The following is an 11,634-nucleotide window of genomic DNA, read 5'->3' as shown; positions in this document are numbered from 1 at the left end:
CAAAGGGACGATATCAGAAGACGCTGTGCCAGACGCGGGAGAAGAAGCCACGGTGAGCCTGCTGTTCCGGGTGAATGACCGGCTTTTTGAGGTCGCTCTTGAGCAGGTGGTTTTCCCGAAGATCATTATAGGCATAACGATACCACTGGCTGTCGGGATAGTTATAGCCCAGAACGGCGGCCGTCTGGTGCGCCTGATCCTTTAGGCCAAGAGCCAGATAGACCTCCACGAGACGCTCGAGCGCTTCAGCGACGTGGTTGGTCGTCTGGTAGTCCTGCACGACGCGCTGGTAGCGGGTCATGGCGGCTTCATAGTTGCGCTGCTGCTGGTACCAGCGGCCGACCAGCATTTCCTTGCCGGCCAGATGGTCACGGCACAGATCGATCTTCAGCTGGGCGTCACGGGCGTAGGATGTCTGCGGGAAGCGGGTGATGACCTCTTCCAGCGCATCAAGGGCTTCAACGGTGCCCTGCTGGTCACGCTCGACGTTTGCGATCTGCTCGTAATAGCAGAGCGCGCGCAGATAGAAGGCGTAAGCCGCGTCCGGGCTGGTCGGGTGCAGCTGGAGATAGCGTTCGAGCTGCTGGACCGAAAGCGCGTATTCGCCCTGAAGGTAGTAGGCATACCCTTCCATCAGCTCGGCATTACCCGTGAAGCCGGAATAGGGGTAGTTCTGCTGCAGCAGTTCGAATTCGCCGCCGGCCAGCTCGTAATGGCCCGTGTGCAGGGCATCGATCCCGTAATTGTACAGGGTCTCGGCATCGGCAGTTTTGGGAATCGCGGGCTTTTCATGCTGGTGCGAGAACAGCGAACAGCCGGAAAGCAGCAGAAACCCGCTGACAGCCGCAGCTCTCAGAATGAAACCACCATTCATGACCGATGCTTCAAAATGACGCTGAGTGCTGCTTGTCATACCTGCTCTTCCCGTGGAAGCCCGTCTTATATCACGGGAACGCGCTGACGAAAGACCTGCCATGTGTCTCAGGCAGCAACGCGCGCGCGCAGGGCCTTGGGGACGGCTCGCGACGAGCCCGTTGGGACGAAACGCCAGTTGGCAGTATCGGAAAAAACTGCCCGCAGAAGCCTGTTATTGAGCGCATGACCGGATTTGTGACCAATAAATCCGGCCTGCATCCGGTGGCCGGCGCAATAGAGATCGCCAATCGCATCAAGTAGTTTGTGGCGGGCGAACTCGCGCTCGATTTTCAGGCCTGCCGGATTGAGGATATTTTCTCCATCCACGACGACCGCCGTTTCCAGGGAGCCACCGCGTGCCAGTCCGATACTCTGCAGATACTCGATGTCCTTGCGGTTGACGAAGGTGCGGCAGAACGCAAGTTCTTCCATGAAGCGACGTTCATCAAGCTGGATGGCGTAGCGCTGGTTTCCGATGGCCTGCGCAGGGAAGCTCAGTGAAATGGCCAGGGAGAGTCCGCGCTGGGCGGGGCGCAGTTCGGCGAAGGCACCGTTCTCGCCTTCGACCCGGACATTGCGCAGGATCTCGATGACCTGACGGGGCTTGTCCAGCGTTTTGCGGCCGGCGCAGCGGATCAGGAAGGCAAAAGCATCTGACGCACCGTCGAGAACGGGCAGTTCGGGGCCACTGACCGTCACGAGGATATTGTCGATCTCGCAGGCGTTGAGGGCCGCCATGAGGTGCTCGATCGTGGCAACACGCAGGGAGGGATCGGTGGGGCAGCCGACAACCGTTGAGAGGCGGGTGTCCACGATATGGTCGTAGAGCGCGGGAAAGGAGGGGGAGCCCTCGATGTCTGAACGCTGGAACCTGACGCCGGTATCCGCGGGGGCGGGGGAGAGAACCAGATCGACGGTTACGCCACTGTGCAGGGCGATGCCCTGACAGTGAATGGGGTTGGCAAGGGTTGTCTGCAGGTTTTTCGAGCTGCCGCGCTCCGGGCGGGAAGGCGTTCCATCGAGGGCAGAAACCGTTTCCGGCTGTCCTGCCTCAACGCCTTTCGCCGTGCTGCCGCCATGCGTTGGCGTAACCTGCATAAAGCCTCCGAAAAATCTGATTCCGGGGACTAGAAAACAGATACCGGGCGTCAGTTCCAGTCAACGATTGTTGCCGGATATTTCCCCCTCATGGTGTGCATGAGGGGGAAAGACGATCAGCGGCGCAGGTAGGTCGGAATATCCAGGTTGGAATCGTCAGCATTACCGGAAGGCTGTTCCTGCTGCTGCGGTGCCTGCTGGGGGTATCCGTCGCGGGTGCTGGGCTCCGTCCGCTGGGTGGTCTGCGGGGGCTGCTGCGGCTGGGGCGGGCGGCTGCGGAAAGCGCCTGTGACCATGCCGAACAGGCTCCGCGGCGCTTCGTGCTGCGGCGGCGGGGCATGGCGGGACGGATCGGAGAACAGACCGGCCCGGGGGGAAGGCTGGTGGGTGTTTTCCTGACGGGGCGCTTGGGTTTCAGTGGCCGCAGGCTGGGTCGCCGGGGCTTCCTGCTGCGGCTGCGGGGCTGTGTTCTGGGCCGGCTGCTGCTGGGGATCAATCGCGAAATTCGGGCGCGGCGGTCCCCCGGCATAGGTTGAACCCGGCTGGAACGAGGACGCTGCCGCGCGGGTCCCGGCGTTTTCGCGCGGAGCTGCCGTTCCGGCGTTCGTCTGCGGCGCAGCGGCCTGACGGGTTTCCGCGCTCGGAGCCGAAGGATCCTGACGCGGCTGTGTGTCGATGCCGGTTGCAACGACGGACACGCGGACACGACCGTTCAGCTTTTCGTCGATCAGCGCGCCGAAGATGATGTTGGCGTCGTCGGCCACTTCCTCACGGATACGGTCCGCAGCAGCGTTGACTTCGTACAGCGTCAGGTCTTCGCCGCCGGTGATGTTGATGAGCAGGCCACGCGCACCCGCCATGGACGCGTCTTCCAGCAGCGGGTTGGAGATCGCGCGCTCGGCTGCGAGCACGGCACGGTCTTCCGCATCTTCCTCGCTGGAGGCTTCGCCTGTCCCCATCATGGCTTTGCCCATCTCTTCCATCACGGCCTTGACGTCCGCGAAGTCGAGATTGATGAGGCCCGGGGAGACCATGAGGTCCGTAATGCCGCGCACGCCCATGTTCAGGACATTGTCGGCCATCCGGAAGGCTTCGCGGAACGTCGTGTTCTGCGTTGCCGAATTGAACAGGTTCTGGTTCGGGATGACGATCAGCGTATCGACGTGTTTCTGCAGTTCGGCAATGCCGTTCTCTGCGGCAGTCGTACGACGGCGGCCTTCAAAATTGAAGGGCTTGGAAACAACGCCGACCGTCAGGACGCCGCGCTCACGCGCCATACGCGCGATGACCGGAGCCGCACCCGTGCCAGTACCGCCGCCCATGCCAGCCGTGATGAAGACCAGATTCGCGCCTTCGAGCTGACGGTCGATTTCCTGTGCGGCTTCTTCGGCAGCTTCGCGACCGATTTCCGGCTTTGCACCTGCACCCAGACCGCGCGTCAGATGGGGGCCAAGCTGGACGCGGCGTTCGGCCTTGGAGTGGGCAAGCTGCTGGGCGTCGGTGTTGGCAACGACGAATTCCACGCCCTTGAGTTCAGACGCGATCATGTTGTCGACGGCATTCGTGCCGCCGCCACCAACGCCGATCACGGTAATCCGTGGCGCCAGCTCAACGTGGGAATTGGGAGTAGGAGTAAGGTTCAGCGTCATGATCTGGTCCGGAACTTCATGAAAGCGACAGGTGTGGGCGTTGTGATCTGTAGTAGACTACACATTGTTGCGTATGAAGCCTACGAGACGTTTAACAAGTCCGCGAGGTTTGGGTTCAGGAATGGAAATATCTCCGAAATCCCGATCCGCACCCGCTGCCCAGGCCAGAAGCCCCGCAGCGGTTGAAAATCCTGCCGAAGCCGCGGCTGTCTCGGGCAGGCCGTAAATGTTCTGGGGTTTTCCCATCCGGACAGGCCGGCCAAGAATACGCGTTGCGACGGGCACGATTCCCTCAAGCAGCGATGCACCACCGGTCAGCACGACCCGACCATTGGCGAGGCGCCCCAGTCCCGCATTATCGAGCGACTGCCGCACGAGTTCGAGCGTTTCCTCGATCCGGGGCTGGATGACGGAAATGACCTTGGAGCGCTGAAGGCGGACCAGCCGGTCGCTGTTCTCGCCGATCAGCGGCACCGAAAGGATTTCCCGCTGGTCGTCCGACCCCATCTGGGCGGCGCCATACATTGTCTTGAGGCGTTCGGCCGTTTCCAGAGAGGTTGAGAGCACGCCGGCAATGTCGCGCGTGACATGCAGGCCGCCAACCCGGATCTGGGCCGTGTGGAGCAGCTTACCTTCACAGAAAACGGCCAGTGACGTCGTGCCGCCACCCATTTCCACGACGGTCACACCCAGTTCGCGCTCTTCGGCGGCCAGAACTGACACGCCGGAGGCAAAGGGACTCGCGACCAGCCCGTCCAGCTTCAGTTCGGCGTGCTGCAGGACGGCATCCAGAGTGCGCAAGGCGCTGGAATTCATGTCCACGACATGCATCCGGGTGGCCAGTTCTTCGCACTGATGCCCGATCGGGTCTGCGATTCCGGGAATGGAATCCACAACATATCCGATGGGGAGCGTATGGATGACTTCGCGGCCTTCCATCCAGGCACGGGCCTGTCCTTCGGCGATCAGGCGCTGCACGTCACCGGCGGTAACTTCGCGGCCCCCGATGGGGATCTGCGCGTCAACCAGACGGCTCAGCGGGCGGCCGCAGGACAGGTTGACGACGAGCGAGTCCATGCGCCGCTCGGCAGCTTCCTCAGCCTGTCCGACGGTGGCACGAATTGCAGCTTCGGCCTCGCGGATATCAACGATCGAGCCCGAACGGATGCCGTGGGAACGGCGCCAACCATGACCCAGAACCTGAATGGATCCGTCCGGTTCGCCCTTGCCGATCAGGCAGGTCATTTTCGTCGTGCCGATGTCCAGCGCACCGAAAATGCCCGGACGCCAGCTGATGTTCCGCTGGGTGTCTTCGGGGGGAAGCGGCAGGATGTCACGCGGGACGCGGTTGACGCTGACGTCACGTTCGCCACCGACAGGGATGAGGGACCGGCCCCTGAGACCGCCCCGGCGCCGGAATGCCGGAAGATCTGACATGGAGTTGTGGTCGTTCATGGCTGCTTCGTGCTGTCTGCTGGTGGTGTCGGTGAGGAGGGATCAGGTTTTGCGCCATCCGGGGGCGGAGCTGCCTGAGGCGGCTGGTGGACGACCATCCGGTCCGGAAGGCGCAGATCGATCGACTGGACCGGCCGTTCCAGCAGGCGCATGCTCTGCTGGTAGCGGGCCAGACGGGTGAATGCCGCGGCTTCCTCGCCTTCAGGCAGCATGACGGTCGTTCCATCCTTGAGCGTGGCATTCCAGCGCCGGTTGCCCACGCGGATCAGGGCCGTGACCTGGCTTTTGACCAGCGGCTCCTTGTTCAGGGCGTCGATCACACTGGCGGCTGCCGTATTTGCACCTTCCCCCACCACGAGGGGCAGTTGCAGAAAAGCCTGTGCATTTTTCCCGGTCAGGCCCTGATCGGAGACTTCCTCTCCCGCCCGGTTGATGAGCATGAAATGCCCGCGATCCTGCCAGACGGCGATCGGCGTGCGCTCCACAAGCGTGATGATGACGGTATCGGGCATGTGCCGTTCGACCGTTGCGTGGTCGATGAACGGCAGTTCATCCAGCCGTTGACGGGCGGCTTCAACAGAAAATCCGAAAATGGGACGCCCGACGGATGTGCCCAGCGCTTCCTGGATCGAGGCTTCGCTGGTCATGCCGCGACCGTTGATGACGATGTGGCGGATGGGCAGCGGCTCCATTTCGACCAGCCGTGCCCGTAGCGGGGCGAAGCGCTCTTCGGAGGCCGCGTCATACAGAAGGCGAATGCCCGCTCCGGCAATTCCCATCACAACCAGAAATACGATCGCAGGCCGGACCAGCCGCCGTTGCCGGCGCCAGAACAGCTTTGCCCGCGAGGGGCGGTCTTCCTGGGGCGGGAGGGCCCCGGAAAAACGCTCCCGGACAAAATCGTCTCTCTGAAAGGACGGATCCTCCCGCATCAGCGCGCCAGTGCCTCCCGGACCATCCAGTCACACAGTTCCGGATAGGAAATCCCGCAATAGGCGGCCTGCTCCGGCAGCAGGGATGTCGGCGTCATGCCGGGCTGTGTGTTGACCTCAAGGATGACCAGCGTGTCGGTGTCCTCATCGTAGCGGAAATCCGTGCGGCTGGCCCCCTGACAGCCCAGCGTCTGATGGGCGCGCAGGGCGTAATCGAGTGCACGGTCCGTCACGGCCTGCGGAAGCTCCGCAGGGACCACGTGCCGCGAGCCGCCAGCCTTATATTTGGCCTCGAAATCATAAAACGCGGCCGTTTCGCTGGGCAGGATGTCCGTAACGGCCAGAGCCCGGTCTCCCATGACGCCTGCGGTCAGCTCGCGGCCGGGAATGAAGCTCTCGACCAGCGCGTCTTTACCGAAACGCCAGGTCCGCGCGATTTCGGCGCGACGGTTGTCTCCCGTCCGCACGATCTCCACACCGACGGAGGAGCCTTCGGCGACGGGCTTGATGACGTAAGGTGTGGGGAGCGGATCGGCTTCGGCCAGTTCATCCACCGTTACGACGCGTCCCTGCGCCACGGGCAGACCGGCGGCGGCCAGAAGGATACGGGTCGCACCCTTGTCCATTGCCACGGCCGAAGCGCGGATGCCGGAATGGGTATAGGGCAGCCCAAGCCATTCCAGAACGCCCTGAATGGCACCGTCTTCGCCGCGCGGGCCATGCAGGGCATTGAAAACGACGTCCGGTGCGGCGGCTTTCAGGCTGGCGATGGTCATTGCGATATCCGGGCCGACATCGATCGGGGTGACGTCATGTCCCTTTTCGCGCAGCGCCTCGATCGCGGCCTCGCCACTGACGAGACTGACAGGCCGCTCACTGGATGTTCCCCCCAACAGGACTGCGACCTTCATACCGTCTGTTCTCCTTCGGACTGACGTCCGATCCGTTTGATTTCCCAATGCAGGTCCACGCCGCTCTGTGCCAGCACTTTTTCGCGTACGGTTTCGCCCAGCGTTTCCAGATCCGTGCTGCTGGCCTGTCCCAGATTGAGCAGGAAATTGCAGTGTTTTTCGCTGACCTGCGCATCCCCGATCTGAAGACCACGGCATCCGGCTTCGTCAATGAGCTGCCACGCCTTGTGGCCATCGGGGTTGCGGAAGGTGGAGCCTCCGGTTCGTGCCCGCACGGGCTGCGAGGCCTCACGCGAGGCCCTGATGTCCGCGATGCGGCTGCGGATGGCTTCTGCGTTGTCCGGTGTGCCGCGCAGGCTGGCGCGGATCACCACGCTGCCTTCGGGAAGCGCCGAATGACGATAGGCAAAACCGAGCTCGTCATGGGACAGGCGACGGAGTTCGCCTTCAGCCGTCAGGATGTCTGCCCATTCGAGAACGGCATTGATATCCGATCCGTAGGCGCCAGCGTTCATGCGGACGGCGCCGCCGATCGAGCCCGGAATGCCAGCCAGGAACTCCAGCCCTGCCAGACCGGCAGCGGCGGCATGTTCGGCCACGGTGATGTCGAGGGCTGCCGCGCCCACGATCAGGCTGTTGTCCTGAACGGTGATGTCCGCGAAGCCGCGCGCCAGACGGATGACCGTACCGGCAATGCCACCGTCGCGGATGATGACGTTCGAGCACGCGCCCAGAACCGTAACCGGCATGGTGGCTGGCTTTTCGCGCAGGAAAAGGGCCAGATCATCCTGGTCTTCGGGGACGAACAGCCAGTCCGCCGGGCCGCCCACGCGGAACCAGGCGCGGGGACCGAGCGGGGCGTTCGGGGTCAGTCTGCCGCGCAGGCCTCTGACGGGAAAATCGCTGCTACCCGTCATGCCGCGCCTTCGGTTGCGGGCTGGCGGTTCAGGGCTTCGAGCTGGGCAGGGAGGGCCTGCGCCCACTGGGTGATGGTGCCGGCGCCGAGGCAGACGACGTAATCGCCCGGCTTGGCGATGGCGTTGATCATTTCCGCCAGATGAGCCGGATCGGGGAGCGGCACGACGGAGCGGTGACCGCGGTCGCGCAGGCCTTCAACGAGCGCATCGCGGCCCGCACCCTCGATCGGCGTTTCGCCCGCGGCATAGACGTCGGCCACGATGACCGTGTCGGCATCGTTCATGCAGGTGCAGAACTCGTTGAACAGGACTTTCAGGCGCGAATAGCGGTGCGGCTGCATGACGGCGATGACGTTGCGCGCACCGGCCTGACGCGCGGCTTTGAGCACGGCGGCGATTTCAACCGGGTGATGGCCATAATCGTCGATGATGGAAATGCCGTTATATTCTCCCGTGCGGGTGAAGCGGCGTTTGACGCCCTTGAACGTCGTCAGCGCGGACGCGATTACGGAATCACTGATTTCCATTTCAAGTGCGACGGCGATGGCCGCGAGCGAGTTCAGGACGTTGTGGTGTCCGAGCATCGGCAGGCGGAACGGCCCCGCGCGGCGCGAGCGGTTGCGCTGGCGATTGGTGACCACGACTTCGAACGTGGCCCCCCGCTTATCCATGACGACTTTCTCGGCGCGGATATCGGCCTGCGGGCTGAAACCGTAGGTGATGACGCGATGATCGGACAGGCGCGGGATCATCTGCTGCACCTGTGGGTGATCCACGCACAGGACCGCAAAACCGTAGAACGGAATGTTCGAGACGAACTGGTCGTAGCCAGCCTGCATGGCCTCTTCCGTGCCCCAGTGATCCAGATGCTCCGGATCCATGTTCGTCACGACTGCGATGACGGCTGGCAGGCGCAGGAAGGAGCCGTCGCTTTCATCAGCCTCTACGACCATCCAGTCGCCCGAGCCCATACGCGTATTGGTACCGTAAGCCTCGATGATGCCACCATTGATGACGGTCGGGTCCAGACGCGCATGCTCGAGCACGCAGGCCACGAGGCTGGTGGTCGTCGTCTTGCCATGCGTGCCACCGATGGCGACGGACCAGCGCAGGCGCATCAGTTCGGCCAGCATTTCCGCGCGTCGCACGACCGGAATGAGCTTGGCGCGGGCGGCCACGACTTCCGGGTTGTCTTTTTTCACGGCCGTGGAGGTCACGACAACCTGTGCATCGCCCAGATTGGAGGCGTCATGGCCAATATGCACGACAATCCCCGACTGGCGCAGGCGCTGCACATTGGCGCCCTCGGCGATATCGGAACCCTGCACCTTGTAGCCCAGCATGTGCAGGACCTCGGCGATGCCGGACATGCCGATGCCGCCGATACCGACGAAGTGAATGGTTCCGATGTTCAGGGGCAGGGCGCGCATGGGGCAGGTACTCTTGGGCAGGAACGAGAAAACAGGGATCAGGACCGCAGGGCGGATTCAATCAGATCAGCGACTTTTGCGGCAGCATGAGGGCGCGCACACAGATGAGCGGCTTTTGCTGCGTTTTCGAGCTTTTCTGGATGGGAAAACAGGTCTGTCAGCAGAGCCGTCAGGGCTGCGGACGTGAAATCGGGCTGTCGGATCATCCAGGCTGCACCGGCATCCACGAGCGCCTGACCATTAGCACCCTGTTCATCGGACGCGGCGATGGGCAGCGGCACCAGAATGGACGGCAGACCGGCCATCGCCAGTTCCGCAACCGAAGAACCGCCTGCGCGTCCGATCACGAGATGGGCGTTTTTCAGACAGGCCGGGACATCCGTGAAGAAGGGGGCAGCCTCGACTTCGATCCTCGCATTTTCGTAGATGGCGCGGACGCGCTCCAGATCATCGGCCTTGATCTGCTGCGTGACTTTCAGGCGTTTGCGGACTTCTTCGGGAAGGGCGGCCAGCGCCTGTGGCACGATGTCGGAGAATACGCGTGCGCCCAGGGAGCCACCCCAGACCAGAAGATTGATCCTGTCTTCGGGCGGGGCATAGACATGACCGAACAGGGCCTCGATGCCTTCACGGACGGGCATGCCGGTCAGGGTTGTCCGGGCATTCTCAGGAAGACGGGCGACCTTCGCGTAGGACGTGGCGATCAGCGGAGAAAAGCGGGACAGGAAGGCATTGGCCTGCCCAAGCACGGCGTTGCCTTCATGAATGACCATCTGCGGGCGCTTTGCGGAAGGCAGAAGGCGTGACGCGGTCAGGGGCGGGATGGACGGATAGCCGCCGAAACCTACCACCGCCGCGGCATCAAGCGAAGCGAGGATACGGCGCGCGTCCATCATGCCACGCAGCAGGGCCAGCACGCCACGGACTTTCCCGCCAAGACCCTTGCCAGCAACGCCCGCGCCGTCCAGCACATATTGCGGGCGGTCCTTGAACAGGCCGGTTTCGCGGCGTCCATGCCGGGCGTCCGTCATCAGGACAAGGTCGTGACCCCGTTCCGCAAGCACGGTTGCGACGGCTTCGGCCGGGAAGAAATGTCCGCCCGTGCCACCGGCGGCGATAACGATGGGGCGGCTCACGGCGCGTTCCTCTCAAACAGTGGTCCCTGGCCGTAAGGCGCAGAGGTTCTCTGACCAATCCGGCTCTGGCCGACGTGATGACGTGTCAGCGCCAGAACCATACCCATGGTCAGGGCCACCGACATTGCCGAACTGCCGCCATAGGAAATGAAGGGCAGGGTCATGCCCTTTGTCGGGATCAGATGCAATGTCGAACCCATGTTGACGAAGGCCTGAAGGCCAAACCCCGTCACCAGCCCTGCAGCGGACACGATAACGAACGGGTCATCCTCGTGCATCAGCTTGAGCAGGGTGCGCAGGACGATGATCCCGAACAGCAGGATGATCCCGATGCACAGGATCAGGCCATATTCCTCTCCTGCGACCGCAAAGACGAAGTCGGCATGGGCGTCAGGCAGCAGATCCTTCACTCGGCCTTCGCCAGGCCCGCGGCCCAGCAGGCCGCCATTTCCGAACGCCCGCAATGCGGTGTCAATCTGGTAGTGGTCACCGACATCAGGATGCAGGAAGCGCTGCACGCGGGACTGCACGTGCGGAAAGACGATATAGGCGACCGCAAAGGCACCCGCCATGCCCGCAACGCACAGGCCAACCCAGTAGAGTTTGAGACCGTCCACGAACAACTGTGTCATGAAGACCATCGTGATGACGGACAGCATTCCGATGTCGGGCTGGGATTTCAGCAGGACCAGAATGACCCCGAAGCACAGGAAGGCAATCAGCATGCCGGGGAACGCGATATTGCCCCACATCACGACGGAACGCCGTGCCGAGAGCAGCCAGCCGGTCACGACCGCAAAGCAGGGTTTGAGGAACTCCGAAGGCTGGACAGACATCATCGGCAGCGCAATCCAGCGGCGCGCGCCCTTGATTTCCATGCCGTGCACCAGCGTCATGGCCGTGGCACCGAGCGCTATGATGCCGCCGATAATCGCGAGTTTCTTGATGGCCTGTCGGGACAGATAGGACGTTCCAAGCACGATCGCTCCGGCCAGCGCCAGAAAGATTACCTGCTTGAGAATGAACATGTTGCGCGAGGCGCCGATACGCGAGGCTACCGCAGGACTGGCCGCCAGCATCAGGACATAGCCCAGACCGATCAGCAGGCCGACGCAGGCCAGCGTCACACGGTCCAGGTTCCGCCACCAGCGGGCCACCGCAGAAGTATCGACACGGGACAGTCCCGACATG

At 62.9% G+C, this 11,634-nt stretch carries 10 protein-coding genes; all 10 read right to left on the bottom strand.

Features of this window, described 5'->3' with window-relative positions; translation table 11 throughout:
• Window positions 1-13: 13 nt before the first annotated feature.
• The 10 genes from GLS_RS00960 to GLS_RS00915 all read right to left on the bottom strand — a co-directional run bounded on the left by GLS_RS00960 (window position 14) and on the right by GLS_RS00915 (window position 11,633).
• The gene (locus tag GLS_RS00960; protein ID WP_226986660.1) at window positions 14-874 is read right to left on the bottom strand and encodes an outer membrane protein assembly factor BamD; all 861 of its coding nucleotides are present in this window, start codon (window positions 872-874) and stop codon (window positions 14-16) included.
• A gap of 107 nt (window positions 875-981) precedes the next feature.
• The gene (gene lpxC, locus GLS_RS00955; protein ID WP_041110621.1) at window positions 982-2,013 is read right to left on the bottom strand and encodes a UDP-3-O-acyl-N-acetylglucosamine deacetylase; all 1,032 of its coding nucleotides are present in this window, start codon (window positions 2,011-2,013) and stop codon (window positions 982-984) included.
• A gap of 116 nt (window positions 2,014-2,129) precedes the next feature.
• Complete coding sequence (gene ftsZ / locus GLS_RS00950) at window positions 2,130-3,662, bottom strand: cell division protein FtsZ (protein ID WP_041110618.1); 1,533 nt, start codon at window positions 3,660-3,662, stop codon at window positions 2,130-2,132.
• A 57-nt stretch (window positions 3,663-3,719) separates the two neighbouring features.
• On the bottom strand, window positions 3,720-5,117 hold the full coding sequence (ftsA, locus tag GLS_RS00945) for a cell division protein FtsA (RefSeq protein ID WP_041110616.1): 1,398 nt from the start codon (window positions 5,115-5,117) through the stop codon (window positions 3,720-3,722).
• Window positions 5,114-6,049: a cell division protein FtsQ/DivIB gene (locus GLS_RS00940; RefSeq protein ID WP_041110615.1), complete on the bottom strand. Its 936-nt coding sequence runs from the start codon at window positions 6,047-6,049 to the stop codon at window positions 5,114-5,116. The genes ftsA and GLS_RS00940 overlap by 4 nt, the downstream gene beginning before the upstream one ends.
• Window positions 6,049-6,960 carry a D-alanine--D-alanine ligase gene (locus tag GLS_RS00935; RefSeq protein ID WP_041110614.1) on the bottom strand — a complete coding sequence of 304 codons (912 nt, stop codon included), beginning with the start codon at window positions 6,958-6,960 and terminating at the stop codon, window positions 6,049-6,051. The genes GLS_RS00940 and GLS_RS00935 overlap by 1 nt, the downstream gene beginning before the upstream one ends.
• Entirely contained in the window at window positions 6,957-7,877 is a 921-nt protein-coding gene (murB, locus tag GLS_RS00930; protein ID WP_041110613.1) for a UDP-N-acetylmuramate dehydrogenase, read from the bottom strand. Before murB ends, GLS_RS00935 begins: the two co-directional genes overlap by 4 nt.
• On the bottom strand, window positions 7,874-9,307 hold the full coding sequence (murC, locus tag GLS_RS00925) for a UDP-N-acetylmuramate--L-alanine ligase (protein ID WP_041110611.1): 1,434 nt from the start codon (window positions 9,305-9,307) through the stop codon (window positions 7,874-7,876). Before murC ends, murB begins: the two co-directional genes overlap by 4 nt.
• 38 nt (window positions 9,308-9,345) lie before the next feature.
• Window positions 9,346-10,443 carry an undecaprenyldiphospho-muramoylpentapeptide beta-N-acetylglucosaminyltransferase gene (murG, locus tag GLS_RS00920; protein WP_041110609.1) on the bottom strand — a complete coding sequence of 366 codons (1,098 nt, stop codon included), beginning with the start codon at window positions 10,441-10,443 and terminating at the stop codon, window positions 9,346-9,348.
• Window positions 10,440-11,633 (bottom strand): FtsW/RodA/SpoVE family cell cycle protein, encoded by a 1,194-nt coding sequence (locus GLS_RS00915; RefSeq protein WP_041110607.1) that lies wholly within the window; start codon window positions 11,631-11,633, stop codon window positions 10,440-10,442. Before GLS_RS00915 ends, murG begins: the two co-directional genes overlap by 4 nt.
• Between the last annotated feature and the right edge of the window lies 1 nt (window position 11,634).

The organism is Gluconobacter oxydans DSM 3504, from assembly GCF_000583855.1.
Taxonomy (GTDB): Bacteria; Pseudomonadota; Alphaproteobacteria; order Acetobacterales; family Acetobacteraceae; genus Gluconobacter; species Gluconobacter oxydans.
Note: the sequence above shows the minus strand (reverse complement) of the source record. Positions and strands in the feature narration are given on the sequence as shown.

What these genes read in the sequence shown, in the direction of transcription:
- GLS_RS00960 (WP_226986660.1), bottom strand. Translation starts at nt 874, where the DNA reads ATGAATGGTGGTTTCATTCTGAGAGCTGCGGCTGTCAGCGGGTTTCTG.
- lpxC (WP_041110621.1), bottom strand. Translation starts at nt 2,013, where the DNA reads ATGCAGGTTACGCCAACGCATGGCGGCAGCACGGCGAAAGGCGTTGAG.
- ftsZ (WP_041110618.1), bottom strand. Translation starts at nt 3,662, where the DNA reads ATGACGCTGAACCTTACTCCTACTCCCAATTCCCACGTTGAGCTGGCG.
- ftsA (WP_041110616.1), bottom strand. Translation starts at nt 5,117, where the DNA reads ATGAACGACCACAACTCCATGTCAGATCTTCCGGCATTCCGGCGCCGG.
- GLS_RS00940 (WP_041110615.1), bottom strand. Translation starts at nt 6,049, where the DNA reads ATGCGGGAGGATCCGTCCTTTCAGAGAGACGATTTTGTCCGGGAGCGT.
- GLS_RS00935 (WP_041110614.1), bottom strand. Translation starts at nt 6,960, where the DNA reads ATGAAGGTCGCAGTCCTGTTGGGGGGAACATCCAGTGAGCGGCCTGTC.
- murB (WP_041110613.1), bottom strand. Translation starts at nt 7,877, where the DNA reads ATGACGGGTAGCAGCGATTTTCCCGTCAGAGGCCTGCGCGGCAGACTG.
- murC (WP_041110611.1), bottom strand. Translation starts at nt 9,307, where the DNA reads ATGCGCGCCCTGCCCCTGAACATCGGAACCATTCACTTCGTCGGTATC.
- GLS_RS00915 (WP_041110607.1), bottom strand. Translation starts at nt 11,633, where the DNA reads ATGTCGGGACTGTCCCGTGTCGATACTTCTGCGGTGGCCCGCTGGTGG.